Source organism: Polaromonas potterensis (assembly GCF_033446725.1).
Classification (GTDB): domain Bacteria; phylum Pseudomonadota; class Gammaproteobacteria; order Burkholderiales; family Burkholderiaceae_C; genus Polaromonas.
The window spans coordinates 112,394-137,843 of record NZ_JAWQLX010000013.1; the positions used below are offsets into that span (position 1 = coordinate 112,394).

Genomic DNA, 25,450 nt, shown 5'->3' on the forward strand with positions numbered 1-25,450 from the left:
GGAGATAACGATGGAAATCGTTGATGCTTCTAGTTCACTGCGCGCTACGCTTGCAGTCGCCTCGGTAACGATCTGCCTGCTGGTCTGCGGGTGCGCGACCCCCGTGCCGGCGGATTTCTGCAAGCCGCTTGTTCCCGAATCGGTCATGCCACAGCATGCCGTCGAGGTCGAAAAAGGCGCGCCGTTGGTCTACAAGAAACACGAGCTTGCGCAGACAGCGATCGGATATGCCATCTTCAGCAACAACGCTTACGACAAGAACGAAACGTTCTTGGCACTGCCGGACGGCTGGCATGACTTTTGCGCGAAGGCCAGGGACGACGGCAGATGTCCAGCCATCACCAAAGGCGAAGGCTTTCAAGCCAAGGTCTACGTCAAGAGTTCGTCCGACGGCGATCAGCTGCCATCAGAAGTCGTCCTGGCGTACCGGGGCACCACCAGCTTGAATGACTGGTTCTTCGGCAACTTCTTCAAAGGCCAATACGAGCGCGTCAACAACTTCGTACTCGAAACGCTGACAGCGCTGGATGACCGCTACCCGGGCCTGGTCGCGAAAATTGAAGCCGGGCAGGTGCCCCTCGTCGCTACCGGTCATTCGCTTGGCGGTGGACTCGCTGAGCACACGGCGTACTGCTTCACCGGTCTCGACGTACACGCGGTTTCGTTCGACACCTCACCTCGAAACTTTAAACGCAGTTGCGAGCCGGAGCCAAAACACGGCGTCGACTACAAGCCCGCGTTCAAAAGGTTTGCCACCCAACCGGATGAAGCGAATCTGGACGATATCCAGAGAAATAAAATCCACCGCATTCATCAGTCGCGAGAAGTCTTGAGCCCGCTTCGCTTCTTCTTCTCCGACAAAGATTACGCCGATACCCGCTACCACTTTCTTCACGGAAAGCCGACCAGCCGGCATAGCATGACGGCGATTGCCATGGGCCTTACCAAGTTGGCCTCGTGCCCGATGGCGCTTGAGCCCAACAAGACCAGTCCCCCGGACGGGGCGGCGAGAACGAGGTATGAGGCGATTTGCCCGGGGGCGGTGAGTCCGTGCTTTGACACTCAAGCGCTGAGGACCGAGTTCATGAAGGCTATGGATAAGTAGGCGGTCGAGCCGGTCGCACCATTCCCGACGACCTGGTAGCCTGCGGTGCATCTTTCTGGCCCCCGTCATGGGTTGCCATCCCCTCCAACCTTTACCCTGCAAGGAGAACGCATGAAGTACCCCGGACGCATCATCAAGCTTGGCGAACAGGACGCCGGCATCGTCAAGGCCTTGAAAACACAACTGAACCGCGTGCTAGCGGCGCGGAGCAACGTGGAACTCAAGCTCAATGTCGACGACCCGAACTTTGGGCCCAAGATGAAGCAGGCCGTGCAGCTCTTCCAGGTGCGCCACGTCGACGCCGAAGGCCGGCCGCTGAAGCCCGACGGCGAGGTCGGTTCCATCACCTGGGCCAGCCTGTTTGGGCCCGAGACCGTGACGTCCAGCGACACGGCGGCCGATTCGTTCCTGGCCAGCGTGCTGAAGATCGCGGCCGGCGAAGAGGCCAAGAAGGTGCGCGAGCAGCCGAAAAATTCGAACCGCGGGCCCGACGTCGAAAAATACCTGCGCCGCACCGGCCTTGGCCCCGGCTTCGCCTGGTGCTGCGCCTTCCTTTACTGGTGCTTCGACGAGGCCGCCATCGCCGCACAAGTTGCCAACCCGATGTTCAAGACCGCCGGTTGCCTGGACCACTGGAACAACGCGCAGTCCAAGGGCGCACGCCGCCTCGTCAAGAGCCAGGCCATCGCCGACCCCTCGCAGGTCCAGCCCGGCATGATCTTCATCATGGACTTCGGCGGCGGCGCCGGCCACACCGGCCTGGTGGAAGAGGTGGCGGGCGGCCTGATGACCACGATCGAAGGCAATACCGACGCCAGCAAGACGCGCGAAGGCGGTGGTGTGTACCGCTTGCACCGCAAGATTGTCGAGGTCAACAAGGGTTTCGTTGACTACGCCGGGCTCTGACAGGCCCGACCCCGCCACGACCGTCTCGATGGTGTCGATTGCCGTCTTGACGCAGATGAGTACCGGGCAATTTCTATCGGGAGCCGTTTACTTCATGGGCGAAGTGGTCGTACTCATGGTCGGCCTCGATGACGCTATCAAGGCAGTGCAGTAGATCGGGCGCTCATTTCCAGGCGAACGCCGGCTGCTCGAAATGCGCCACGCGGGTGGTCCGGCCCGCTATGCAGACCTCGCGAAACTGGTAGAGGATGGCCGCCGTCGGCGCCGCAATCCAGTGGTCGCCGACGGGCATGCGCAGCACGGGGTGTGCGCCGTGTCCTTCGTGCGCCAGCATGGGGGCGTCTGCGCGCAGGAACTCGGCGACAGGGATGCGGTGAATGCTGGCCACTTCGGCCGGATTGGGCCGGATGTGCTGCGCTGCCCCCGCCCAGACGACAACCGGGGTGATGACAAAACCCGAGCGGGTGACGAAATCATCGAGCCGGCCCAGGATGGCGCTGGCATCGAGTTCCAGGTGCACCTCTTCGGCCAGCTCGCGCAGGGCGGCGTGCTCCGCTGTTTCGCCGGCATCAATGCGCCCTCCGGGCAGCGCCCACTGCCCCGCATGCTTGCGCAGCTGGACGGAGCGCCGCGTCAGCAGCAGGGCCGCCTGCGTGCTCCACGCCGCATGCTGCGGGAAACCCGGCAGTTCGGCGCCATGGCCTTCGTCGGTAATGACCACGGCCACCGCCGCCTGTTGCTGGTCGCTGTGTTGTTCGGGTGAAGCCGTCTGTACGGTGAAGGCGTGCAGCTTCTCCTGGATGAGCGTTCTGAGCTGCTGGTCGCGCTGCATGATGCGGGCTGTGCCTGTCACCACGTTTGTCACCATTTATTGCGCAGTTCCCGCAGCTTGGTGAACACCGTCCTGGCATCGGGCTCGTCCGGCAGGTCTGGAAAGCTTTCGCGCAGACTGGCGATCACGCTGGGGCTGCTCAGGCGCAAGAAGGTATTGATTTCCTTTTCCTGCGCAAGCGTGGTGACGGCCGACTTCGCAGGGTCATGCTCGGCCACCGTGGGCAACAGCGCTTTCGCGGCGGCGTTGTCGGGCTCGCGGTCCAAGGTGAACCGCAGGTTGTTCTCGATGTAGTCGTGGCCGGGGTAGACCCGGGTGTGGTCGGGCAGCCGGGCCAGTTGCTCCACGAAGGTCGCATACAGCGCGTTGACGTCGCCGCCGTTGTGGACATTGCCGGCGCCCGCATTGAACAGCGTGTCGCCCGAAAACAGCGCCGGCTGGTCGGTGTGCGAGCGCAGGCAGATGTGGCACATCGTGTGGCCGGGCGTGTCCAGGCATTCCAGCTCGACGGTCTTGCCGACCTTGATCACATCGCCGGCCTTCACGCCCCGGTCCACGCCCGCAATGCGTCCGCCGGCCTTGTGGTGGGCGATCAGCCTGGCGCCGGTGGCCGCAATCACGGCCGCGTTGCCGCCGGTGTGGTCGTGGTGCTCGTGGGTGTTGAGAACCTGGGTGATCTGCCAGCCCTTGACCTTGGCGGTCGCCAGCGTCTTTTCATGATCGAGCGGATCAATCGCCAGCGCTTCGCCGGTTTCGGGGCAGGCGATCAGGTAATTGAAATTGCGGTAGGCGTTACCGGTCCAGATGCGTTCGACGATCATCGCGGGCTCCAAGGGCTTGCTAAGGGTGCGCGGGTCATTTTAGGCCGCACGCCTGCAATCGATGGCCTGCTGAGGATGTGGCCGCCGCCAGCATCTCCAGTCCCTGCACTGTGGCATCCCAGCCCATGCAGGCATCGGTGACGCTTTGGCCATAGCGTCCTCTGATAGCTATAGAAATGATAGCTGCTTACATCCGTTTCACCCGGGGTGCAGCCAGATTTCATAAAAAATTGACGGAAACCACAGTTCAGTCGGCCTGCGTCCGGGGCGGCGGCTTGCCCGTTGGCCTCGCCTGGTGTGGGCAGGCCCATCAGGTCGTCGATGTTCAAGGGGGGCGTGACCAGCCAATCCTTCGCTTCCGCACATGAAATGGATGTGGAAGCCACAATGGCAGACATGCACACGATGCTCAGGCTTTTTGCGGGGCTGATGCTGGCCGGCACGCTGGCGGCCTGTGACCGGCCGCCCGATGATTCGCGGGCGGAGGCGATCCAGGTGCAACTCACGGGAACGTGGTTGCGGGACTATGAAGAAAACGGAACCCGGGTGCGCCGTGTGCTGGTGCTGGCGCCGGACGGTTCCTTCAGCGAAATGTCCAAAGCCACCGACCACGACGCGCTCATGGCCGAGCACAGCCACTTGGGTGAATGGCACTTTGACGGCACCAACCTCAAGCGGCGTTACACCAGCATCGATGGCCGCAAACCCTCTGCGCCTGCCTTTCCGTACACAGCCTTCGAGATCAGGTTCGAGTCGCGCAACGCGTTCATAGGCGTCGACCATGTTCGAAAACGCGAGGTGCGCTACCAGCGCGTGGCGGATGGCACGCTGCCTTAGTACCGGCGCGAGTGTGTGTGGCATGGATTGAGGGTCAGGCCCGCAATGACAGCCGAGCTGGCTTTGCGCTCTGGGTGCTATGCAATATATAGCTGCGCGCGCCCGTTCCATATGGGTTAGATCCCGTTTTCATTAAGAATTCAGGTGAAACGCAAGTTTTGCCGAGCCTGGTCGCCCCACCCAATGATGGCCCTACTTGCCAGCTTGCGACACCAGCACCGGCTTGTCGCGGTACAACTCCGGCATCATGGTTTTAAGGTTCTCGATTTTCGGCAGGTCAAACCGCGCGATGTAGGGCTGGCGCGGGTTCAGCGTGGCGTAGTCCTGGTGGTAGGCCTCGGCGGGGTAGAAGGCGAGCGGTGGGGCCAGTGGTGTGAGCTGGGTCACGATCTTGGCGGGGAAAACTCGGGCCGCGTCCAACTGCGTGATATAGCGCTCGGCCACCTGCTTCTGGTGGGCGTCCTGGTAAAAAATGGCAGAGCGGTACTGCGTGCCAGAGTCCGGGCCCTGGCGGTTGAGTTGTGTCGGGTCGTGCGCCACTGAAAAGTAAATCTGCAGCAGCTTGCCATAGGAGACCTGCTTCGGGTCATAGGTGACCTGCACTGATTCGGCGTGCCCGGTGCGGCCCGAGCCGATCAGGTTGTAGCTGGCGGTGGCTTTGCTGCCGCCGGCGTAACCCGACACCGCGTTTACCACGCCCTGCGTGTGCTGAAAGACCGCCTGCACGCCCCAGAAGCAGCCGCCGGCAAACACGGCAGTCTCGAGGGAAGCTGTTGTGGCTGAAGCGGCTGCGGGCGTGTCGAGCGCCGCTGCGGGCAGCTTGACGGCTTTTTCTGCTGCCGCGCTGCCGCCGAGCAAAACCCATGCAGATAAGGCGACTGCGCCTGTGATCGACAGAAGTTTGCCAATCATCATGTCGCCTTGAAGTTCATCGCCAAGCCGTTCATGCAATAACGCAACCCCGTGGGTTTGGGACCGTCGTCAAACACGTGGCCCAGGTGCCCGCCGCAGCGGCGGCACAACACTTCGGTGCGTTTCATGAACAGGGTGGTGTCGCTTTCTTCCACCACGGCTTTGTCCAGCGGCTGCCAGAAGCTGGGCCAGCCGGTGCCGCTTTCGAACTTGGTGGCCGATGAGAACAAGGGCAGGGCACAGCCCGCGCAGGAAAAAACGCCGGCGCGTTTTTCCTTGTTCAAGGGGCTGGTGTACGGGGTTTCCGTGCCGGCCTTGCGCAAGACGCGGTATTGGTCGGGCCGCAGCAGTTTTTGCCATTCGGCTTCGGTGTGGCTCACCTCGTAGGGGCGTGCGGCCTGCGCAGGCCCGCTTGCCAGCAGGCCACCGGCCAGCGCGGCCGACAAAGCACCCAGGTTTTGCAGGATGTTTCTTCGGTTCATCATGGTGTTTCCTTTGCTCAAACCATTGTGGCGCGGGTGCTGGCCGGTGTTGCAAGGCGTTGCTGACGGTGAGGACGCCAGCAGGGCTAATCGGTGCCAGACGGGTTTGGGGGCGGTCTGGCGACGCGGGTCTGGGGATTCTGGGAAAATCATGGTTTTCCGTCTTACAGAGTTCCCCATGCCCCTGCCTGTTCCCCAAGCCCGAACCCACTTGCACACACGCGCCGTTGTCTACCGCGGTTACAGGCGCGAAGACGGCCTGTGGGACCTCGAGGCCGAGATGACCGACACCAAGACCTATGCGCTGGAGCGCAGCGACCGCGGCGCCATGCCGCCGGGCACACCGATCCACGGCATGGCGATACGCGCGACGGTGGACGACAACATGACGATTCACGAGATTGTCAGTTCGAGTGACCACACGCCATTTTCCGAATGCCAGCAGGGCACGGACCCGATGCAGCAAATGGTGGGCGCCACCATGGGCCCGGGCTGGCGCCAGGCCATTGAACGCGCGTTAGGCGGCACACGCGGTTGCACCCACCTGCGCGAGTTGTTGTTCAACATGGCGACGGCGGCCTACCAGACCATTCCCGTTTACCGCGACCATTTGCGCCGGCAGGCGGGCATCCCCGAGTCTGACAATGCCGGGCCGCCTTACCACCTGGGCAAATGTATTGCCTGGGATTTTGACGGCCCGCTGGTGGCGCGCAAACACCCCAAATTTGTGGGCTGGCAGCCTTTGAAGCGGCAGAAGGACTTGGCCAAGCCGGCGGTTTCCGACGCTGAAGGCGGCACCAGTTCGACCAGCTAGGCGTGGCGCGGGCAGGCCAGTGGCTTGCCGCCGCCGTCCTACAGGCCCCGCATGCGCTCCGTTCTACACTGGCGTTTGATGAAAAATATCCTTATCCGCGCCCAACCTTTTGTTACTGAAATCATGGAGCGCCTGCGTCACCCGACGCGGCGCGGCGTGGCTTTGTCGCTGGCGGCCATTCCCGTCTTGCTGCTGCTGTACACGTTGATCCTGATTCCTTTCACACCCAGCATCAAGGACATCCAGAAAGCCAAGTCGCAGCAGCCGGCCTCGGTTTTGTCGGCCGATGGCAAGGAACTGGCCTTGTTCAAACGCGCCAACCGTGACTGGGTCAAGCTGGCCGATATTTCGCCGAACGTGGTGAATGCACTGATCTCGACCGAAGACCACCGCTTTTACGAACACCACGGCATTGATTTCAAACGCACGGCCTCGGCCGTCTTGCACACTTTTGGCGGCGACACCCAGGGTGGCTCGACCATCACGCAGCAACTGGCGCGCAACCTCTACCCCGAAGAAGTGGGCCGTGCGCGCAGCCTGACGCGCAAGATCAAGGAAGCCATCACGGCGTTGAAGATTGAAGCGGTCTACAGCAAGCCGGAAATCCTGGAAACCTACCTGAACACGGTGCCGTTTTTGTACAACGCCTACGGCATTGAAATGGCGGCCCGTACTTATTTCGACAAGTCGGCCGATTCGCTGGATGTGCTGGAAAGCGCCACGCTGATCGGCATGCTCAAGGGCACGAGTTATTACAACCCGGTGATAAACCCCGACCGTGCCAAGCAGCGCCGCAACACCGTGCTGGGCCAGATGGTCAAACACGAAAAGCTGGACGCCCGAAAGCTGGAGGCGCTGAAGAAAAAGCCGCTGAAGATTGATTTCGAGCGGCAGACCGAGCCCCTGGGCGCCGCACCGCATTTAACCCAGTATTTGCGCCGCTGGCTGATCGACTGGGCCGACCGCCACGACTACAACATTTACGCCGACGGGCTGGTGGTGCGCACCACCATCGACTCGCGCCTGCAGAAGCTGGCCAACGAGGCCGTGGCGCGCCAGGCCGACCGGCTGCAGGGCGTGGCCAACAACGAATGGGGACCGCGTGCCTGGGCCGCCAAAAAAGACCTGGTGCGTGCCCTGGTGCGCGAAACCCCCGAGTACAAGGCCGCGCGCGAGGCCGACCTGAACGACGAGCAAGCCGTCAAACAACTGCTGGCCGACAACACCTTCATGCAGGCGCTGCGCCAGGACAAGACCCGCTTGCAAGCCGGCTTTTTGGCGATGGACCCGAGCAATGGTTATGTGAAGGCCTGGGTCGGCAGCCGCGACTTTGCCAAGGACCCGTTTGACCATGTGCAACAGGCGCGCCGGCAGCCCGGCTCGACCTTCAAGCCTTTTGTCTATGGCGCGGCTTTTGAGCAGGGCGCACGACCCACCGACACTTTCATGGACGATGCGGTGGAAATACCGCTGGGCGGCGGCGCGGTCTGGCGGCCCAGCGACGGCGGCGCACCCAGCGGGCAGCCCATGACCCTGCGCGAAGGCCTGATGTATTCCAAAAACACCATCACCGCCCAGGTCATGCAAAGTGTGGGCCCGGCCAAGGTGGCCAGCCTGGCCCAGGCTGCGGGTGTGCGGCAAAGCAAGCTGGAGCAAGTGCCTTCACTCGCGCTGGGCACCAGCCCGGTGACCCTGAAAGAAATGGTGTCCAGCTACAGCACCATCGCCAACAATGGCAACTACATCGAGCCCATCGTTGTCATGCGTGTGGAAGACCGACACGGCAAGGTGCTGGAAACCTTTCATCCCAAGGCGCCCGAGCAGGCCATGTCGCTGGCCACCGCGCAAATACTGGTGGACGTGATGCGCGGCGTGATCGACCAGGGCACAGGTGTGGGTATTCGCAGCCGTTACGGTATCCAGGCCGATGTGGCCGGCAAGACCGGCACGACGCAGGACAACACCGACGGCTGGTTCATCCTGATGCACCCGCAACTGGTGGCGGGCGCCTGGGTCGGTTTCAACGACAACCGCGTGACGCTCAGCGATTATTGGGGGCAGGGCGCGCACAGCGCGTTGCCTATCGTCGGTGACTTTTTTGCGCAATCGCTGCGCACGCGGGTGCTGGACCAGCGTGTGCGTTTTGCCGTGCCGCAAGATGCCAGTGCGCCGGACCCGATGAGCCGGGTCAACGACTGGTTCAATGCCTTGTTCCCCTCGGGCACGGTGCCGGCCGGGAAAAATGCCGAGCCCGGTGTGGTGTTGCCGCCCGAGTCGAGCACGCAGCCCATGCCCGTCATGCCGGCGGACGGGGGCTTGCCGCCGGTAGTGCCTCAACCGATCGCGCCTTCGCCGGTGCTGGCGCCCGGCATCGTGCTTCCGCCTGCACCGCCGCAAGTCGTGCAGGCGCCGGAGCGCAGCAGCGGCGGCATCCCGATCTTGCGGGAGTCCACCCTGCCCGATAACGCCAACCGGTAAAAATCAAGCCGCCGCAGACGGCCTGCAGCGGCCTTGCCTACAATCGACCGGCGCGCGCAGCAGGCTGGGCATTTCTGCCCGGAAAGACTGGCTGGCGGCGTCTTCGTCTTCGATTTGCCCCAACCCCCACTTCCCATGACCACCGGCACTGCCACTCTTTCCGCGGCCACGCGTCGCTCGATTCTTCTGCTCTCGTTTGCGACCTTCTCTAGCATGGCGGTACAGCGGGTGTGTGATGCCATGTTGCCCGAGCTGTCCCGCGCTTTTTCCGTGAGCCTGGCGCAGGCGGCGCAAGTGGTGTCGGTGTTTGCCGTGGCCTATGGTCTGGCGCAACTGGTGTACGGCCCGCTGGGCGACCGGCTGAGCAAGTTCGGCATCGTGACCTGTGGCACGCTGGTGTGTTGTGTGGGTTGCTTCGTGTCGGTGTTTGCGGGCAGCCTTGAGTTGCTGGTCTGGGCCCGTGTGCTGGTGGCGCTGGGGGCGGCGGCCGTGATTCCGCTGGCGATGGCCTGGGTGGGTGATACCGTCGCCTACGAGCTGCGCCAGGAGACCCTGGCCCGCGTCGGCCTGGGCACCACCATGGGCCTGGTGAGCGGCCAGCTGGTGGGTGGTTTTGTGACCGATGCCCTGGGCTGGCGCTGGGCTTTTGTGTTCTTGACGCTGCTGTTTGGCGTGGTGGCTTGCCTGCTGTATGCCGACTGGCGTCGCCAGCAGGCCGCGCCCGTGGTGGCTCCCCGCGACGAGCCGGAGGTGCGCACGGGTTTTGTGGCGCAGGCGCTGGGCATTCTCACCGGCCGCTGGTCACGTATCGTGCTGCTGGTGGCGTTTGTCGAAGGTGCGGCGGGTTTCGGCGCGCTGGCGATCTGGGCCTCGCATTTGCACGGAAAACTGGGCCTGTCGCTCACGGCGTCCGGTGCGATTGTTGCGCTGTTCGGTCTGGGTGGCATGTTGTACATGACGGTGGCGCGCCGTTTGATCCGCCGGCTCGGTGAACGCGGCCTGGCTAGTTTTGGCGGCGGCCTGGCCGGGCTGGCGGCGATGGTGTTAGGCCTGACGCCCTGGTGGGAGCTGGCCTTGCCGGTGAGTTTGCTGGCGGGTTTTGGATTTTTCATGTTTCACAACACCTTGCAAGCCAATGCCACCCAAATGGCGCCCACCGCGCGCGGCACAGGGGTGTCGCTGTTTTCCGCCTGGCTGTTCCTGGGCCAGTCGGTCGGTGTGTTGCTCGCCGCCAGTCTGAGTGCGCTGGTCGGCTCCGGCGCCGTGATCGCGTTGGGCGGCGGCGTGCTGGTGGCCCTGGGGACCCTGTTTGCACGCGCGCTGCGCCGGCGCGATGAGTGGATGCAGCCGGTGTGAGCCGGCTTTCACCGCCAATCCGTGATTCAATCGAAGGCTTAGCCCTTCAACGTACTGCGTAATCGACACACCATGGCCACAGCTCAGGGCATCACCACCGCCGACTACAAACTTTTCCCGTCGCCGCGCAACCGGCACCGGATGCTTTTCCCGCGCCAGGTGTTTGTGCCTTACCCCTACATGCTGATCGACCTGGAGAGCTACAGCTTCAAGGGCAAATACAGCCTGTTTGCCGCCTGCCGACTCAGCGACGGCAAGATGGGGCAAGTGGTCTCGCTGGAGTTGCCCGAGGACGATGTGCGCTTCAAGGCCAGGTTTGTGCCGGATTGAATGAAAGTTACGAGAAAAATTGGCCTCCAGCCCAGCTGGGTCGGGCGCAAGCAGCTATAAATTTGGTAGCGATCGAAGCCTCGCATCGTTTCCCCCTCAGTCACCCCCATGGCCACCGCGTCACGCAAGACCGCTAAAAAAAGCCCACCGGTTGCGGCAAAAAAAGCCGCCGCCAAGCCACGCGCTCCACGCGTCCCTCGCACGCCGCGCAGCCACCGATACCACGTCTATGTGATCGAACTCTCGGACGAGGTCTGGAACATAGGGCGCTTTCGCCGCGCCAACCCCGACTACCAGTTGGGCAAACCCTTTGTGTATGTGGGCATGACGGGGCTGGACCCCGATGTGCGTTTTGACAAACACAAGGCCGGCATCCAGTCCAATGTGTACGTGCTCAAGTACGGCATACGCCTGCTGCCCGGGCTGTACACCATGTACAACCCGATGCCGTATGAAGGCGCTCGGGATATGGAAGTCGAGTTGGGGATTGCGCTGCGCGAGTTGGGCTATGGGGTTTGGCAGGCTTAGCTTCGTCGTCGTATTGTTTGATGGCTGGATCGTGTGGAGGGGCGAAGCTCAAGGTTGAGCGCCAATTCAAAAAAACCTTGCGCGATGTTCGTACGCGGGTCTTCCGTAACGTAAACCGTGAATAGGAAACGGTCTGTCGCCCGATCAGCTACCAGGAAATGGTCAAGAGAACGAGGATGGAGTTCCTGCCGAGGATGGCTCCGCAGCATTGATATTGCAGACACAGGGCTGCAAAGCCGTAGCGTTGTTTCAGAAAATCCCTTTGCAAAGTACAGGACGCTGCCTATAATTTCGCCTAGGTGCCCACCCTGCTTGCACACGAGCAAAAACAGGCGATCTATCCCATTCTTTCGTTTTGCCTCAGTTCGACCTCTATTCAGAGCATGTCGTCGGGAATTAAACGTGTGCGTACGCCCGGCTTCACATGCTCGCTAAAGAAAGGTTGATCATGAACGCCAAAATGTTTGCACACCAAACCCAAGCTCGACTGGAAACGGCGACCGGGCTTCGTTTCAAGCGCACCCACATCTACGAACTCCTCGCGGCAGCCTTGGGGGAAAACTCCTACGCAGCGCTGGTGACCCGCGGACTGCTGTGCCCCTTGCCATCTGAGCCCCTGAGAAAGCGCTATGCGCAGGTCGATGCAGCCAACGCTGAATCACGGGCGACAGCCCTTGGCTATCCCTCCGACCAAACTGCGCCGCTCGCGGAAATTGTGTGTTCCGAACTCCAAACCCATCACCTGGGCGTCGTTCCACTGGAAGACATTCTGAACAGGCTCTTGTTCGGATTTGCAGAACTTTCTGTAGACGAGGATGGCGCTGACGATGAAGACGATGATGCATGGGATGACGACGAAGATGTTCGCGCAAGATATGACCATAAGCTCAACGAATGCTTGGAACTTAAAAGCCCATGGGTTGTTGAGGGTTTACGGACTGCGGCCGAACGTGGCGATGGACGTGCGCACCTAGCAATGGCCCTTTTGGTAGATGGTGATCTCTACGAAGACGAGGAAGACGCGTGGGATGGGGTACCTGACTCACGGTCTGGTCTGTACTGGTACGAGCGCCAACAAAAAGGTGAAGCGCTGACGGGTGTGGAGAAAGAGTGGGCCAATGGATATGCCGACCGTAAGCAGCAACGTGAAGATGCAGATGCAGCGCGTGTTTGGCGCCAAGCCTCCGCCAAAGAACATCTGCAAAACGCTGCCGCCCTGGGGCAACATGACGCCTTGCTCTTTCTGGCTGACCGGTATGGGGACGATCGTTTCTTTGACCTGAAGAATCCCATTGTGCAAGCCGCTCCCATGTGGATTGCGGACATTGCGGACCGCGTTGGCCGCTACGAATGGGTCCCAGCATGGACAACCCTGGCTGCAGAACAGGGCCACATCGGGGCCATGAGAGAGCTTATCCAAAACGCACACCGGAATGACTCTCTCAAGTCCTGGACCTGGTTTTATCTGGCCCAGCTCCATGGAATAGACCTAACGCGGGACAACTATCATGCGATCCACGAAGACGGGAGCAGCTACGACGATGACCTGGGTGGGGCAATGTTTGCGGACGGTGAGGATGGTGTGAAGCTACCTGGCGCTGATGAGAAAACCAAAGCGCAGGCAAGTGCACTTGCACAGACACTATTCACAAATGGATCCGAGATCGAGTCCGTGACGATGACCACGGGCAAGGGCTGAACCCGCATCAAGCCGCAGCCTCTTCCCCCAACCCCCAGGCCGCCAGCGTGTAAGCCCCACCATGCACCACGCCTTGCCCCATCGCCATCGTCTTCTTCCGGCTCAACACATCGGCGCGGTATTGCGGCCGGGCGCTGTTGGCGACCGCTTCGGCGAGTTGTGCGCGACGCACACCTTCCGGCGTGCCGGCGGGCAGGGCGGCGGCGAGTGCCAATGCGTCTGGCTTGAAGCCGCCGTTTTGCACATGCACATCAAACGCCAGCAACACCCCCAGCTCGCTGTGCAGCTTCAGCGTGGCCGCTGAGGTGGCGCAGGGCACGAAGTAGCGGTCATAGGCGCGCTGCATCTGGATGCGTTTGATGGCGGCTTCGTCGCCCAGCCGTGCAAAGGCTTGTACCCAGGGCGCGGGCAGGTTTTGTTTGCCGGGCCCGGAGCTCATGGCATCGGCCCAGGCGATTTGCTGGGCCAGCGGCTGGGCGGTGATGACTTGCCATTGCGCGGCCAGCGGGCCCATGACACGGACCAGGGTGCCGGGCGATTGCTGTTCTGCGGCCGTGAGGATGGCCTGGATCTCGCGGTTGGACTGCGTGAAACCGATCACGTCCCAGGTGATGCCGGCACCGTCGAAGTTGCCTTGGGCCAGGCCGAAGCCGTGGCCTTCAAAGGCGGCGGTGACCTGCAGACAGCGCTCGAACAGGCTGGGCAAGGGGTCGGGGGTGAGTTGCTGCCAGGTCGCGCCATCGACGGCGCCGGTGACGGGCAGGGCGCGTGTGGTTTGCAAAGCCTGCAAGGCGGTCCGGGTGTTGCCGCCGAAGTCGCCATCGACAAACTTGAGGGGGTCGCCGGCGACGAAGCCCTGGCGCTGTAGATCGGTCTGGATGCGTTTGGCGATCATGCCCTTGCATCCGCGCGAGAAATAAGGTCGTGCCATGAGGGTGCTCCCGGCCAGCTGCTTGTTGCGGCGAACCGGCCCGCGCCTGGCCAACACGGGCGGTTGCGGGGCCAGTGTTGCGGCGGGGCCGGCCTTTGTCATCCTCTGTTTGGAGGAGGTGCGGGCGGGGCGGGCCGCTGTCACGCCGGTTGCACGGCGCCCCGGCGCCTCCCCGTAAACTGGCGGTATCACTATACGGAGACATTCCCATGCTGACCCTTTGCGGCTCCCCGATTTCCAATTACTACAACAAGGTCAAACTCGCGCTGCTGGAAAAAGGCGTGCCTTTCACCGAGGAGTACGCGGCCACACACAGCAGCGACGAGGCTGTCCTCAGCGCCTCGCCGCTGGGCAAGATTCCTTTTGTCCGTACGGCGCAGGGCGGGCTGTGTGAAAGCCAGGCCATCCTGGACTACATCGAGGCCACCTGGCCGCAACCGGCCTTGCTCCCGGCCGATGCTTTTGCCGCGGCCAAGGTGCGCGAGTTGACAACTTTCATCGACTGGCACCTGGAGATCGTGGCGCGCCAGTTGTACGGCGCGACTTTTTTCGGTGCCGCACCACTCAGCGAAGGCAACCTGGCCCGCATTCGCCAGCAGCTGGAAAGCAACATCGCTGCTTTCAAACGCCTGGCGAAGTTTTCGCCCTATGTGGCGGGCGACAGCTTCACCCAGGCCGACTGCGCCGCCTTTGCCAGCCTGCCGCTGGTGGGCATGGCCAGCAAGGCCGCGTTTGGCGAAGACCTGCTGCTGGCCGGCGGCATCGACTACAAGGCCTATATCAAGCTGGTTTCCGAACGGCCGGCCGCGCAAAAAGTGGTGGCTGACCGCAAGGCGGCGCAGGTCAAGGCATAAGTTTCATGACCTTGGCGCAACTGATGGAGATGGCCGTGGTCACGGCCTACCGCGTGGGTGGGCATCTGTTGCTGCACTGGGCCGATGACCCGGCGCTGCTGGCCATCGTGTTCTGCTGACTCTCAAAACCATAGCTGCTTGCGCCCGTCCCATCAGGGCTGGAGCCGTATTGGCGGCTTAAACGCGGCTAGCGCCGCGTTGTGAGCGCCTCAGCCCCGCAGATTCTGGTTGAAAAAATCCACGGTGCGTTGCCAGGCCAGTTTGGCGGCGGCCGCGTCATAACGGGGCGTGGTGTCGTTGTTGAAGCCGTGTTGTGTGCCAGGGTACTGGTAGGCCGTAAAACGCGCCGAGGCGGCCTTGAGCGCGGCTTCGTAGGTGGGCCAGGCGGCGTTGATACGTTCATCCACCGCCGCAAAATGAATCAGCAGCGGGGCTTTGACCTTGACCGCGTCTTCGGCCTTGGGCAGGTTGCCGTAAAACGGCACGGCGGCGCCCAGGTCGCCGAGTCGGGTGGCGAGCAGTTGCGAGATGCCGCCGCCATAACAAAACCCGACCGCGCCGTATTCGCCGCTGCAGTCGGGGCGGCTTTTCAGCAGCCCGGCAGCGGCCACAAAGTCTTCAAAGGTTTTGGACTGGTCGAGCTTGGGGAACAACTCGCGTGCCTTGTCTTCGTTGCCGGGGTAGCCGCCCAGTGGCGTCAGGGCGTCGGGCGCGAAAGCGATGAAGTTGTCCAGCGCCAGCCGCCGTGCGATGTCCTCGATGTGCGGGTTCAGGCCGCGGTTTTCATGAATCACCAGCACGCCGGGCAGCTTGCCGGTGGCATGGGCCGGTTTGGCCAGGTAGCCTTTCATGCTGCCGTAACCCTTGGGCGAGGCGAACTCCAGCATCTCGGTCTTGAGGCGCGGGTCGTCCTTAGGCACTTGCTGCGCTGCAGCGAAGTTGGGACTGAGGGCTGTGAGCAACATGCCGGCCGTCATGCCACCGACGGCAAACTTCTGGGCACGCTCCAGAAAACCGCGCCTGTCCAGGCTGCCATGCACATAGGCGTCAAACAAAATCAGCAGTTCCTGGTCAAAGTCCTGGGCCGTTTGACGTGGCATGGGAGGCTCCTTTTAAAAAAATGCAGCATACAGGCGCTGGCCCGCCTTGGCAAAGCCGGGCGACGGATGGAAAAATGCCTGGATGTTTGCCAGTGCTGCGCCTTTCGCTATAAAAACAGGAGCTACTTGCGCCAGTGTGGATTGGGCTGGAGCCCTTTTTTTCTTAAGAAAAGTTAAATACCAGGTTTGCGCGGTGCGGCAGGCGGCGCGCGCCGGGCGTTATATGATTTGGCGCCGGGGCATCTCAGCCCCTCACTGCCAAACATGGGAAAGAGATTCATGCGGGATGTCAAGGAAGCGGCCAGCCAATGATGAAAAATAAGGCCACGGGCGGCCTGGTGTACTCCACCGATGCCGGCCGGATGTGTCCCACCTGCCGCCGGGCGCTGACCGCCTGTGTCTGCCGCCAGGCCAAAGCGGCGCCGGCGTCCGACGGCATCGTGCGGGTCTCGCGCGAAACCAAGGGCCGGGGCGGCAAAAGTGTGACCGTCATCAAGGGGCTGCCCTTGCCGGAGCCGGCGCTGGTCCAGCTGGGCAAACAGCTTAAAACCGCTTGCGGCTCCGGCGGCACGGTGAAAGACGGCGTGATCGAGGTGCAGGGTGACCATGCCGCGCTGGTGATGGATTTTCTGCAAAAGCAGGGCTGGACCGTCAAGCGGGCCGGCGGTTAAGCCGATGAAACCTGAAGACCTGCAGCTGTTGGTGACGCGCGAGATGCCTTTTGGCAAACACAAGGGAACGCTGATGGCCGATCTGCCCGGCAACTACCTGGCCTGGTTTGCGCGCGAAGGCTTTCCGAAAGGGGAGACCGGCCGCCTGCTGGCGCTGATGCTGGAAATCGACCACAACGGGTTGGCGCCGCTGCTGGAGCCCTTGCGGAAACGCTGACCGATCGTCCTTCCTTACAGGCTGTTGCCTGAAATTTGGCTTGCGGCAGGAACCGGCGGGCTAGGATGGGCTGCCGCAGCGCGATAGGCGCGCCAGCCGGCCCTGAACATTGCCACTGTCCGGAGGACTTATGCCGCAACTTATTGCATCGGTCGAGGGGGTCGAAGTCAAACATGTCTTCCTTCGCAAGGACCGGACCACCTTGGGCCGGCGGCCGTACAACGACATCGTGTTCAACAACCCGGTGGTCAGCGGCGAACACTGCGTGTTTGAGCTGCGGGGCCTGGCGGATGTGTATGTTGAAGACCTGGTCAGCACCAACGGCACTTACGTCAACGGCAAGATGATCAAGTACCGGCAACAGCTGCATGACCACGACATGCTGGCGATAGGGAATTTCCGCATTCAGTACCTCTCCGCCTCGGAAGACAGCAGTTACCACGCCACCGACGGGATGAAGCTGGAGACACCTCGTGTTGCAGCCGGCGTGTTGCATGCCAGCTTCAAGGTTTTGTCGGGCTCCTCGGCCGGGCTGGAGGTGCCGGTGGTCAAAGCCGTCACCACCTTCGGCAAACCCGCGGTGAGCGTGGTGGCGGTTTCACACCGGCGTGATGGTTATTACGTGGGCCACATGACGGGCGATATCCGGCCCACACTCAACGGCAAGCCTGTCAGTGCCGAAGCCGTGCCTTTGGCCCACAACGATGTGCTGGAACTGGCCGGAACCAGCATGCAGTTTTTGCTGGCCTAGCACCAGGCGCGTGAGCGCTTCCGGCGCTAAAACGGCGTGATGGGCGCACCGACTTTTTTGTAAGCACTGGTTAAATGCGCTAGAAAATGCGTGGATTGCGCTTCACACGCACAACTGTTCGACAAGCCGTATCTCCCGGTATCTTTTGGTAACGCACCCGCAGGCCGTTTTGGGGCTGTTGCGGTATTTGTGATTTATGCTGCGGCAGGCCAAACCGTCTGGCCCTGGCACAAGGAGAAGTAGCGTGAGTCCGATGACATGGTTGATGTTGGCGCTTGGCGTCGTTATGGGCGTCGCCCTGAGCGTGCTGCTGCATGGGGCCTGGGTGCGTCGCCATGCGAGCCGCAAGCTGCGTCTGCCGGCGCGCTGGTTGCTGAACGCCAGGGGTCTGGTCACCAGCGACGAGCAGGAAGTGTGGAAATGGCTGCGCCAGGTTTTTCCCGACCATGTGGTGATGGTCAAGGTGCCGGTCACACGTTTCACCATGCCCAGCACCAAAAGCCGGCCGCAGAAAAAGGACCAGCCTTGGCATGACTTGTTGAATGGTGTTTATTGCACTTTTGCCGTGAGCAGCCTGAACGGCAAGGTGGTGGGTTGTGTGGACCTGCCGGGCAAACACGGCCTGACCAAGGCTCAGCGCGACCTGAAGGAAAGCCTGTTGCTGGAATGCGGCATCGGTTACACCACGGTGCGCACCAGCAGCCTGCCTTCGCGCAGTGCAATGCGTGCGGCTTTTCTGGGCGAGGTCCCCATCATGGAGTCGGAAGCCCAGGAAACCCGCGGCGGTAACAGCAGTTTTCATGCGGCGCTGGACGAGTTCACCAAGGAAAAAGTCCGCGCCGCCAAGGATGCGGCCCTGCAGGAGATCAAGGACCAGCAGGCCGATCCCGATCCGCAGAAAAAAAGCCGCAAGCTGGGTAGCAAGCCGGAGGGCTCCGGGGCTTTCACGGCGCAGGGAAAAAAAGACCGTTTGGCCGTGCAGTGGGAAGATTCTTTCACCATGCCCGGCGAGAGCCAGCCCGCGCGGCTGTCCTGACGCCCGCCAGGGGACGCGCGAAAGCCCTGTCCTACAGAGGCTCGGGTCAGCGGCGGCAGGCCGTGGCGATGAAATCCCTCAGGTCAGCGGCCCTGGTCTTTCTAGACTGAAGCTTCCTTCAAAGCTTGGGAGCTTGAGCATGATGACCTTGAAAAATTTTCACCTGCGCGGACCGCTGACCGGTCTGGGACTGTCCCTGTTGCTGGCGGCCACCGTGGCCATGGCGCAGGTGCCGATCACGGCCACCGGCACCACCGGCATCGATACTTCCGGCGACGCCCGCAAGGAACGCGCCGCCTGTCTGGAGGGTCGGACCCAGCAGGACCAGGCCACCTGTCTGCGGGAAGTCAACAACGCCGCTGCGTCAAAACGCGCGGGCAAACTCGACAACAGCGGCGCGCAGTTTGAGGCAAATGCGCGCCTGCGCTGTGAAGCGCTGTCCGGCGAAGACCGCACGGCCTGTGAAGCGCGTGTCATAGGTTACGGCAACAGCAGCGGCAGCGTGGCCGGCGGTGGCGTGATCCGCGAGGTCGAGACGGTGGTGCTGCCGCCAGGCGCGACCTCCGTGCGTATAGCCCCCCAGACCAGCGCGCCCGTGCTGGTGATGCCGGTCCCGGCGAAATAAATCTGGCACCGGCGTCTCATGGTGCGGCCGCAGTTGCGATTGCGCCTGAGGTGTCAGACGGCGCCGACAGCATCTTGGCCGCTCTGCCTATGGTGGAGCCGCGGACGGACAAGCCATGATCCCTCATCGTTTGCAACTTCCGGCGCCTGCCATGAAACCGAATCCGTGTCTGGGCCTGCTGCTGGCGACGTTTTTGAAGCCGATGTTTTAAAGGTTTAGTGATGACCCTCACCACACGTCCCAGCCAGCCGGAAGATCTGCCGCCCTTGCAGCCTGGCGGAAAACCCATGCCCAGCCCGGCGGAACTGCCGGTCGAGCCCGACCTGGGCCCGGTGCCACCCCTGGCGCATCCCGAAGACCCGGGTGTGGCGCGTCCCGCGCTGTGAGCCGCCATGATCCCGCTTGATTTGTTTGATGCCCAAAAAGCGCTGGCCGACTATGACGCGGCACGTGCCGACTACATGAAGTTCCTGAGCATGAGCCCGCCCGACGACAAGGCCGTGAACGCCGCCATGGTGGCCATGGACGAAGCCCACATTCGTTTCAAGCGAGCCATGGGCGACCACGATGCGCCCACCCATCTGCGGCCGCTCTGACGGCCCTTGCCTCCACGATTCGGGGTAGGTGCTTTCCCACAGACCGATGTAGTGCCGGCCTATGGCCCGGCGCATTCAGCCTGCCCAAAATCATTTGAGGACAGGCTATTTGCGGGCCTGACTATGGCGCCAATCGGGGGATGACATGCAGGCACAAGTGATCACGTCTTACATGCAGCCCACGGTGGCCCTGGCAGATTACGATCTTTTGCGAGCTACCTACGACTTGCTGCTGCATTCCCCGGTGCCGAATCCGGCCGCCCTGGACGCGGCCTTTGAGGCGCTGGATGCAGCCCATGCGCGGCTGAAGGCTGCTCACCAGCAACAGCGGGCGCAGTGGTTGCTGTTATTGAATTGAGTCCGGGCGCGGCCTGCAAGCTGCCCGGGTTGGTGAATGCTTCCCGTCAAAGATTGGACAGCTCGTGGCACTCATCACCTATCTCGTCGAAGGCAACCAGAAAATTCTGGACACCCTGATCGAGACGCTGGAAGAAATCGCGTTGGTGAAAGTGATCGGCCATGCGGCCACCGAGGCGGAAGCGACACGCTGGTTGACCTTGCACGATGGCCATTGGCAACTGGCCGTGGTCGACATGTTTCTCGAGGAGGGCAGCGGCCTGGGCGTGTTGGCCGGTTGCCGCCAGCGCGAGCCCTACCAAAAAGTGGTGGTGCTGACCAATGACGCGACGCCCGACATTCGCCGGCGCAGTCTGGCGCTGGGTGCCGATGCGGTGTTCGACAAATCCCGCGAACTCGATGAGTTTTTTGCCTACTGCCTCACCGAAATCGCCAGGGACATGCCCTTGCCGGAAGCTTGAGTCAGTCGGTTTTTCTGATATTCAGAAGAGAATAGGCCTCTAGCCCAGGAAGGGCGGGTGCAAGCAGCTATCAAAAAAAGAGCGACTGAGGCGAGGCGGCAGCCGCCGATGGGGCTCAGTCCAGCTTGACGCCGGCCTTTTTCACCAGCGCGCCCATGCGCGCCACCTCGCTGCGAAAGTATTGCGCCGCCACGTCGGGGGAACTGCCGTGCAGCAGGTAACCTTGGGCGAGCAGCGCGTCGCGCACCTCGGGCGTGGCCAGCGCGGCTTTGAACCCGGCGTTGAGGCGGTTGACCTCGGACACCGGCAGGCCGGCCGGACCAATCACGCCAAACCAGCCGTCCAGCGCATAGTGGGGCAGCCCCTGCTCGGCGATGGTGGGCACGTCGGGCAGCAGCGGCGAACGGACCGGTGTGGACACACCCAGCGCACGCAAGGCGCCCGACTTGATGTGTGGCGCGGCGACGCTGATGGCGATAAAGCCCATCTGCACCTGGCCACCGATGATGTCCGTCAACATCTGGCCGGTGGCGCGGTAAGGCACATGTTTGATGTCGATCTGCGCTTCATTGACCAGCATCTCACCGGCCAGGTGGATGATGGTGCCGTTGCCCGAGGACGCGTAGTTCAGCGTTCCCGGTTTGGCCTTGGCCAGGGCCACCAGTTCCTTGATGTTTTTGGCCGGCAGCGACGGGTGGGCGACCAGCACAAAAGGCAGGGCGCCGACCACCATGATGGGCGTGATGTCGTTGATCGAGTCGAAGGGGATGGACTTGTAGACATTGGGGTTGACCACGTGGTTGTTGGACACAATCGCGATGGTCGAACCGTCCTTGGGCGCCTTGACGAGTTGCGCCGTGCCGGTGATGCCACCGGCGCCCGGCAGGTTTTCGATCACGACAGGCTGGCCCAGCGCTTTGCTCAGGCCGTTGCTCATGGCGCGGGCGGCGGCATCCACGCCTGAGCCGGGGCCTATCGGCAAAATCATCTTGAGCGCTTTGTCGGGTGCCTGGGCGTAGGCGCCGGGCAGCGCCAGCGCCAAGCTGGCGAAAGCGGCGAGCGTGACGAGTTGCCGGCGCTGAAGAGGGATGGGGTTCATGAATGTCTCCTTTTTTATGTGTCAGTGATCTTGTGTGGCCTCAGGCCTGCACGGCCAGTGCCTCCAGCACTTCGCCGGTATGTTCGCCTATGCCGGCCAGCGGCTGGCGCACACCCAATCTGCGGCCAGCCATCAGCAGCGGCAACAACACCACGTCGGTGCTGCCGCCGTCCTCGGTTTGCATGGGTGTGATGCCGCCGCTGGCCCGCAGGTGGGTATCGTCCAGCAACTGCTCGGGCCGCATGATGGGGGCATAGGGCAGGCCGGCGGCTTCGAGTTTGGCGCTCAATTCGTCAGCCCGGTGCTGTTTCAGGATGTCGCCCAAGGTGCGCAGCAGGGTTGGGCGCAGGGCGACCCGCTGGGCGTTGGTGCGCAGGGTTTCGTCGGCGGCCAGTGCCGGCTGGTCCAGGATGCCGCACAAGCTCAGCCAGTGTTTGTCGCTGACGGCGGCGATGAACAACTGTTCGCCCTCGGCCAGGGTGAACACGTCGTACACGCTCCAGGCCGACACGCGGGACGGCATGGGTGGCGGCGGCTCGCCGGTCATTGAATATTGCTGCATGTGCTGGGCATTGAGGAACACGCAGTTTTCAAACAGCGCGCTTTGTATTTCCTGGCCTTTGCCGGTGGCGCGCCGCTCGATGATGGCGGCCAACACGCCGATGGCACCGAACATGCCGCCCATGATGTCGTTCACGCTGGTTCCGGCGCGTAAGGGCCGGCCTTCGGGGCCTGTCATGTAGGCCAGGCCGCCCATCATCTGCACCACCTCGTCGAGCGCCGTCCGGTGTTCGTAAGGCCCGGGCAGAAAACCTTTGTGCGAGACATAAATCAGCTGCGGAAACTGCTGGGACAGGCTTGCATGGTCCAGGCCCAGGGTCGCCATGCGGCCGGGACGGAAGTTCTCGATCATGATGTCGGCACCGCCTATCAGCGCCAGTGCGCTGGCGTGGCCTTCCGGCGTATCGACATCCAGCACCACGCTTTTTTTGTTGCGGTTGAAGCTGCGGAAAAAACCTATGCCCAGGCCCGGCAATTTACGCGTGCGGTCGCCGCCCGGCGGCTCGATCTTGATGACCTCGGCGCCCAAGTCGGCCAGGATCATGCCGCAGGTCGGGCCCATGACCATGTGGGTGAACTCGACCACGCGGATGCCGGCCAGGGGGAGAGGAGGGGTGTGGGTCATGCGGCAGCAGTCAGTTCAGCCGGCGCGTCAGCGGCCAGCAGGGTTGTGGGAAGGCCGGCGCGCCACAAGGTGCCGTGCAGGGTTTCACCGTCCAGCCAGGCGGCGACACGCGCGCGCAAGGCCAGCAGGCGGGGGAGGTTGATGCCGGTGGGCAGGCCCATGCTGGCCAGCATGTAAGCCAGGTCTTCGGTCGCCACGTTGCCGCTGGCGCCGGGTGCATGTGGGCAGCCACCTATGCCGGCCAACGAGGCGTCAAAACGGGTGATGCCGGCCTGTAGCGCGGCGTACACATTGGCCAGCGCCAGCCCGCGTGTGTCGTGGAAGTGCCCGCACCACAGGCGTTCGCCGGCGATCTGGCGGACCTGCGTGAACAAGGCATGTACCGCGGCTGGGTCGGCATAACCAACGGTGTCGGCCAGGCTGACCCGGTCCGCGCCCGCATCCAGTGCGGCCTGCAGCAGGCGCAACACTTCAGCCGGCGCGACATGGCCCTGCAGGGTGCAGCCAAACGCCGTGCCGACGCCGCCTTCGACCAGCGCGCGTGAACCACTGGCATCACGCGCCGCACAAATGCGTGCCAGCTCGTTCACCATTTCATCGGGTTCCTTGCGTACATTGGCGCGGCTGTGGGCGGCACTGGCCGACATCGGCACCAGCAGCAGGTCGGCACCGCTGGCCAAGGCGGCGAGTGCGCCCTGGAGATTGGGCACCAGCACCGACACCCAAAGGCCAGGCAGGGTTTTGGCAAAAGCCACGAGTTCGGCCGTGTCCGCCAGTTGCGGCAGCAGCCGGGCCGGCACAAAGGAGCCAACCTCGATTTCGCGCAGACCGCAGTCATAAGCCTGCTGTAGCCATTCGATTTTTTGTGCCGTGGGCAAGACGCGCGCGATGCTTTGCAGGCCGTCGCGCAAGCCGACCTCGCGGATGACGATACCGGGGCGTGGGGTGGGAGGGGTCATGGGTTCAGTGCAGGAAGTGCTCATATGTGCTGAAGTTTAGGAGTTCCATAAACATTCACAAAATCAATTTCATCAGCATCAACGTTCCAGATTGGAATGTCATAATCAAGCCATTTTCCAACTCCAAAGGTAGCTTGTGCGTGACCTGGACCTGACTTCCCTGCGGCTGTTTGTCGCGGTCTGCGAGACCGGTAACATCGCCCGTGCCGGCGAGCAGGAACACATCGTGGCATCCGCCATCAGCAAGCGCCTGGCCCAGCTCGAAAACACCGTGGGCGCGGCTTTGCTGGTGCGTGGTCGGCGCGGCGTGTTGCCGACGCCGGCGGGGCTGGCGCTGCTGGAGCATGCCCGAGCCATGCACGCCAGCGTGGGCCGCATCGAGCGCGACCTGGCGGCTTATGCCTCGGGCATCAAGGGGCATGTGCGTATCCTGGCCTCGGCCTCGTCGATTGCCGAGTCGCTGCCGGAAGACGTGGCGCTGTTTCTGCAGGACCCGGCGCACCGGGATATCCAGGTGGACATGGAAGAACGTGTCAGCGCCGAGGTGGTGCGCGGCCTGAAAGACGGCAGCGCCTCGGTCGGGGTGTGTTGGGACGTCGCTGATTTTGAAGACCTGGCCTCGCGCCCCTACCGCAGCGACCACCTGGCCGTGGTCACCCATCCGGGCCACGCGCTGGCGACGCGCAAGACACTACGCTTCGAGCAGACCTTGGGCTATGACCATGTGGGCCTGCCGCCGTCCAGCGCGGTGCAGATCATGTTGCAGCGCGCGGCGGCCATGGCCGGCAAGCCATTGGCTTACCGCGCGGTGGTTTCCACCTTTGATGCCGCCATGCGTGTGGTGCGCGCCAACCTGGCCATCTGCGTGGTGCCGCGCGAGGTCGCCGAGCCTTATGCGCAGGTGCTGGGGCTCACGGTGATTCCGCTGACCGATGCGTGGGCGAAACGGCGTTTTGCGATTTGTTTTCGTGCCTACGCCAGCCTGTCGCCGGCAGCCCGCCTGCTGACCGACCATCTGGTGGCGCAAGCGCGTTAGTCAAGCATGAAAATGCTTTTTTACCCATATGGGATGGGCGTAGTCAGCTATCAAAAGAAGAGCGACTCAGCCCGCGGCGGCATTCAGGGATGCAGCAAGATGGTCACCAACAGCGAGGCGTCGCTGTGGGCTTCCAGCGCATGGGGCTCGTGGGCCGGCAAGGCCATGAGTTCGCCAGCCGCCAGCGCCTGCTGACGCCGTGGCGTGTTGATCCGCACCTCGCCCTCCAGACAGTGGATGGTGATCTCGCCGGACACATGGTGCTCGGGCACGGTTTGTCCCGCGGCCAGCACCAGGCGCATCAGTTGCAGCTTGTCGGTCTTGAGCAGGCTGTGGGTTTTGACTTCGTGCAACTGCCCGGCCAGGGGGCGCAGATTGATGACATCGAGCGGCTGGGCGTGAACGAGGGCCATGATGTTTCTCCGTGGGGTGATTTTTCCTACAGTAACCAGCCTGGCCCGGCTTGTCTAG

Annotated in this window: 30 protein-coding genes; 20 read left to right on the forward strand and 10 right to left on the reverse strand. The window is 62.7% G+C overall.

The genetic code is table 11. The features are described 5' to 3' along the window. The first annotated feature begins 10 nt into the window (after positions 1–10). Both R6254_RS20150 and R6254_RS20155 read left to right on the forward strand, forming a co-directional pair. Complete coding sequence (locus R6254_RS20150; protein WP_318409465.1) at positions 11–1,105, forward strand: Tle-like phospholipase domain-containing protein; 1,095 nt, start codon at positions 11–13, stop codon at positions 1,103–1,105. 111 nt (positions 1,106–1,216) lie between these two features. Continuing rightward, on the forward strand, positions 1,217–2,011 hold the full coding sequence (locus tag R6254_RS20155) for a CHAP domain-containing protein (protein WP_318409466.1): 795 nt from the start codon (positions 1,217–1,219) through the stop codon (positions 2,009–2,011). A 163-nt stretch (positions 2,012–2,174) separates the two neighbouring features. Here R6254_RS20155 and R6254_RS20160 read toward each other — a convergent pair whose 3' ends face one another. Both R6254_RS20160 and R6254_RS20165 read right to left on the reverse strand, forming a co-directional pair. Beyond that, the gene (locus tag R6254_RS20160) at positions 2,175–2,867 is read right to left on the reverse strand and encodes an NUDIX hydrolase (RefSeq protein WP_318409467.1); all 693 of its coding nucleotides are present in this window, start codon (positions 2,865–2,867) and stop codon (positions 2,175–2,177) included. A 5-nt stretch (positions 2,868–2,872) separates the two neighbouring features. Next, a complete protein-coding gene (locus R6254_RS20165; protein WP_318409468.1) occupies positions 2,873–3,664 on the reverse strand; it encodes a hydroxyacylglutathione hydrolase in 792 nt (263 codons plus the stop codon). A 396-nt stretch (positions 3,665–4,060) separates the two neighbouring features. On the opposite strand from R6254_RS20165, the gene R6254_RS20170 reads away from it, so the two are divergent. Further along, positions 4,061–4,501, forward strand: a complete 441-nt coding sequence (locus tag R6254_RS20170; protein ID WP_318409469.1) for a hypothetical protein — start codon at positions 4,061–4,063, stop codon at positions 4,499–4,501. A 192-nt stretch (positions 4,502–4,693) separates the two neighbouring features. Here the strand turns inward: R6254_RS20170 and msrA are convergent, their stop codons facing one another. Both msrA and msrB read right to left on the reverse strand, forming a co-directional pair. Next, entirely contained in the window at positions 4,694–5,416 is a 723-nt protein-coding gene (gene msrA, locus R6254_RS20175) for a peptide-methionine (S)-S-oxide reductase MsrA (RefSeq protein WP_318409470.1), read from the reverse strand. Continuing rightward, positions 5,413–5,898: a peptide-methionine (R)-S-oxide reductase MsrB gene (msrB, locus tag R6254_RS20180; protein ID WP_318409471.1), complete on the reverse strand. Its 486-nt coding sequence runs from the start codon at positions 5,896–5,898 to the stop codon at positions 5,413–5,415. The genes msrA and msrB overlap by 4 nt, the downstream gene beginning before the upstream one ends. A 175-nt stretch (positions 5,899–6,073) precedes the next feature. Between msrB and R6254_RS20185 the strand changes: the two genes are divergently transcribed. The 6 genes from R6254_RS20185 to R6254_RS20210 all read left to right on the forward strand — a co-directional run bounded on the left by R6254_RS20185 (position 6,074) and on the right by R6254_RS20210 (position 13,100). Next, the gene (locus tag R6254_RS20185) at positions 6,074–6,709 is read left to right on the forward strand and encodes a DUF2889 domain-containing protein (RefSeq protein WP_318409472.1); all 636 of its coding nucleotides are present in this window, start codon (positions 6,074–6,076) and stop codon (positions 6,707–6,709) included. A 78-nt stretch (positions 6,710–6,787) separates the two neighbouring features. Then, positions 6,788–9,187 (forward strand): penicillin-binding protein 1A, encoded by a 2,400-nt coding sequence (locus R6254_RS20190; protein WP_318409473.1) that lies wholly within the window; start codon positions 6,788–6,790, stop codon positions 9,185–9,187. A 135-nt stretch (positions 9,188–9,322) separates the two neighbouring features. Continuing rightward, entirely contained in the window at positions 9,323–10,543 is a 1,221-nt protein-coding gene (locus R6254_RS20195) for an MFS transporter (protein WP_318409474.1), read from the forward strand. A gap of 72 nt (positions 10,544–10,615) precedes the next feature. Beyond that, positions 10,616–10,873, forward strand: a complete 258-nt coding sequence (locus tag R6254_RS20200; RefSeq protein WP_318409475.1) for a hypothetical protein — start codon at positions 10,616–10,618, stop codon at positions 10,871–10,873. Between the two features lie 231 nt (positions 10,874–11,104). Beyond that, positions 11,105–11,401, forward strand: a complete 297-nt coding sequence (locus R6254_RS20205) for a hypothetical protein (RefSeq protein ID WP_412103202.1) — start codon at positions 11,105–11,107, stop codon at positions 11,399–11,401. 448 nt (positions 11,402–11,849) lie between these two features. Then, positions 11,850–13,100: a hypothetical protein gene (locus R6254_RS20210; protein WP_318409477.1), complete on the forward strand. Its 1,251-nt coding sequence runs from the start codon at positions 11,850–11,852 to the stop codon at positions 13,098–13,100. A gap of 7 nt (positions 13,101–13,107) precedes the next feature. Here the strand turns inward: R6254_RS20210 and R6254_RS20215 are convergent, their stop codons facing one another. After that, positions 13,108–14,031, reverse strand: coding sequence for a peptidoglycan-binding protein (locus R6254_RS20215; RefSeq protein ID WP_318409478.1), 924 nt, complete (start codon positions 14,029–14,031; stop codon positions 13,108–13,110). Positions 14,032–14,240: 209 nt separating this feature from the next. On the opposite strand from R6254_RS20215, the gene R6254_RS20220 reads away from it, so the two are divergent. After that, positions 14,241–14,885: a glutathione S-transferase gene (locus tag R6254_RS20220; RefSeq protein ID WP_318409479.1), complete on the forward strand. Its 645-nt coding sequence runs from the start codon at positions 14,241–14,243 to the stop codon at positions 14,883–14,885. Positions 14,886–15,094: 209 nt separating this feature from the next. Here R6254_RS20220 and R6254_RS20225 read toward each other — a convergent pair whose 3' ends face one another. Continuing rightward, entirely contained in the window at positions 15,095–15,985 is an 891-nt protein-coding gene (locus R6254_RS20225) for a dienelactone hydrolase family protein (RefSeq protein WP_318409480.1), read from the reverse strand. Positions 15,986–16,296: 311 nt separating this feature from the next. Here R6254_RS20225 and R6254_RS20230 point away from each other — a divergent pair, with 311 nt between their 5' ends. The 9 genes from R6254_RS20230 to R6254_RS20270 all read left to right on the forward strand — a co-directional run bounded on the left by R6254_RS20230 (position 16,297) and on the right by R6254_RS20270 (position 20,699). Next, positions 16,297–16,656: a translation initiation factor Sui1 gene (locus R6254_RS20230; protein WP_318409481.1), complete on the forward strand. Its 360-nt coding sequence runs from the start codon at positions 16,297–16,299 to the stop codon at positions 16,654–16,656. A gap of 4 nt (positions 16,657–16,660) precedes the next feature. Then, on the forward strand, positions 16,661–16,873 hold the full coding sequence (locus tag R6254_RS20235; RefSeq protein WP_318409482.1) for a DUF3820 family protein: 213 nt from the start codon (positions 16,661–16,663) through the stop codon (positions 16,871–16,873). A 130-nt stretch (positions 16,874–17,003) separates the two neighbouring features. Beyond that, positions 17,004–17,624, forward strand: coding sequence for an FHA domain-containing protein (locus tag R6254_RS20240; RefSeq protein ID WP_318409483.1), 621 nt, complete (start codon positions 17,004–17,006; stop codon positions 17,622–17,624). 253 nt (positions 17,625–17,877) lie between these two features. After that, positions 17,878–18,660 (forward strand): DUF2726 domain-containing protein, encoded by a 783-nt coding sequence (locus tag R6254_RS20245; RefSeq protein ID WP_318409513.1) that lies wholly within the window; start codon positions 17,878–17,880, stop codon positions 18,658–18,660. A gap of 139 nt (positions 18,661–18,799) precedes the next feature. Beyond that, positions 18,800–19,285, forward strand: a complete 486-nt coding sequence (locus R6254_RS20250; protein WP_318409484.1) for a hypothetical protein — start codon at positions 18,800–18,802, stop codon at positions 19,283–19,285. Positions 19,286–19,506: 221 nt separating this feature from the next. Continuing rightward, complete coding sequence (locus R6254_RS20255; protein WP_318409485.1) at positions 19,507–19,671, forward strand: hypothetical protein; 165 nt, start codon at positions 19,507–19,509, stop codon at positions 19,669–19,671. Positions 19,672–19,677: 6 nt separating this feature from the next. After that, on the forward strand, positions 19,678–19,881 hold the full coding sequence (locus tag R6254_RS20260) for a hypothetical protein (protein WP_318409486.1): 204 nt from the start codon (positions 19,678–19,680) through the stop codon (positions 19,879–19,881). Between the two features lie 145 nt (positions 19,882–20,026). Further along, positions 20,027–20,239, forward strand: a complete 213-nt coding sequence (locus R6254_RS20265) for a hypothetical protein (protein WP_318409487.1) — start codon at positions 20,027–20,029, stop codon at positions 20,237–20,239. 64 nt (positions 20,240–20,303) lie between these two features. Continuing rightward, positions 20,304–20,699 carry a response regulator gene (locus tag R6254_RS20270; protein WP_318409488.1) on the forward strand — a complete coding sequence of 132 codons (396 nt, stop codon included), beginning with the start codon at positions 20,304–20,306 and terminating at the stop codon, positions 20,697–20,699. 115 nt (positions 20,700–20,814) lie between these two features. Here the strand turns inward: R6254_RS20270 and R6254_RS20275 are convergent, their stop codons facing one another. Genes R6254_RS20275 through R6254_RS20285 form a run of 3 tightly spaced genes read right to left on the reverse strand, consistent with a single transcriptional unit; the run spans position 20,815 to position 23,943 of the window. Further along, positions 20,815–21,798 (reverse strand): Bug family tripartite tricarboxylate transporter substrate binding protein, encoded by a 984-nt coding sequence (locus R6254_RS20275; protein ID WP_318409489.1) that lies wholly within the window; start codon positions 21,796–21,798, stop codon positions 20,815–20,817. Between the two features lie 40 nt (positions 21,799–21,838). After that, a complete protein-coding gene (locus R6254_RS20280; RefSeq protein WP_318409490.1) occupies positions 21,839–22,984 on the reverse strand; it encodes a CaiB/BaiF CoA transferase family protein in 1,146 nt (381 codons plus the stop codon). Further along, positions 22,981–23,943, reverse strand: coding sequence for a hydroxymethylglutaryl-CoA lyase (locus R6254_RS20285; protein ID WP_318409491.1), 963 nt, complete (start codon positions 23,941–23,943; stop codon positions 22,981–22,983). The genes R6254_RS20280 and R6254_RS20285 overlap by 4 nt, the downstream gene beginning before the upstream one ends. A 136-nt stretch (positions 23,944–24,079) precedes the next feature. On the opposite strand from R6254_RS20285, the gene R6254_RS20290 reads away from it, so the two are divergent. After that, positions 24,080–24,979, forward strand: a complete 900-nt coding sequence (locus tag R6254_RS20290; protein ID WP_318409492.1) for a LysR family transcriptional regulator — start codon at positions 24,080–24,082, stop codon at positions 24,977–24,979. A gap of 83 nt (positions 24,980–25,062) precedes the next feature. Here R6254_RS20290 and R6254_RS20295 read toward each other — a convergent pair whose 3' ends face one another. Further along, positions 25,063–25,392: a cupin domain-containing protein gene (locus R6254_RS20295; RefSeq protein ID WP_318409493.1), complete on the reverse strand. Its 330-nt coding sequence runs from the start codon at positions 25,390–25,392 to the stop codon at positions 25,063–25,065. Positions 25,393–25,450 lie beyond the last annotated feature (58 nt).